We start from the raw sequence: 662 nt of genomic DNA, 5'->3' as shown, positions 1-662 counted from the left end.
GGCGAGTTCGTGTGCCTGCTCGGGGCCTCCGGTTGCGGCAAGTCGACGCTGCTGAATCTGGTCGCCGGGCTGGACGCGCCGACCACCGGCACGGTCGAGGTGCCGTCGGGGCGTGCGGCGCTGATGTTCCAGGAGTCGGCGCTGTTCCCCTGGCTGACCGCCGGCGAGAACGTCGAGCTGGCGCTGCGGCTGCGCGGGCTGTCCGGGCGTCGTGAGCGGCGGGCCGAGGCCGAGCGGCTGCTGGAGCTGGTGCGGCTGCGCGGCGCCTTCGGCAAGCGTCCGCATCAGCTCTCGGGCGGGATGCGGCAGCGGGTGGCTTTGGCGCGGGCGCTGGCGCAGGACAGCCCGGTGCTGTTGATGGACGAGCCGTTCGCGGCGCTGGACGCCATCACCCGCGACGTGCTGCACGAGGAGCTGGTGCGGCTGTGGGAGGCCACCGGGTTGGCGGTGGTGTTCGTGACACACAACGTGCGTGAGGCGGTGCGGCTCGGGCAGCGGGTGGTGTTGCTGTCCTCGCGGCCGGGCCGGGTCGCGCGGCAGTGGCGGATCGACATCCCGCAGCCACGCCGGATCGAGGACAAGGACGTGGCCGACCTGTCGGTGGAGATCACAGAACACCTGCGCGAGGAGATCTCCCGCCATGGCCGCTGACACCACCGAGA

1 protein-coding gene is annotated in these 662 nt (G+C 72.4%); it reads left to right on the top strand.

Going from position 1 to position 662, the window contains the following annotated elements; genetic code table 11:
- Window positions 1-651: ABC transporter ATP-binding protein (locus ABD466_RS44295; RefSeq protein ID WP_344663333.1), on the top strand; the 651-nt coding region annotated here is incomplete at its 5' end.
- Window positions 652-662 lie beyond the last annotated feature (11 nt).

It is taken from the genome of Catenulispora subtropica (assembly GCF_039531675.1).
GTDB lineage: Bacteria > Actinomycetota > Actinomycetes > Streptomycetales > Catenulisporaceae > Catenulispora > Catenulispora subtropica.
Note: the sequence above shows the minus strand (reverse complement) of the source record. Positions and strands in the feature narration are given on the sequence as shown.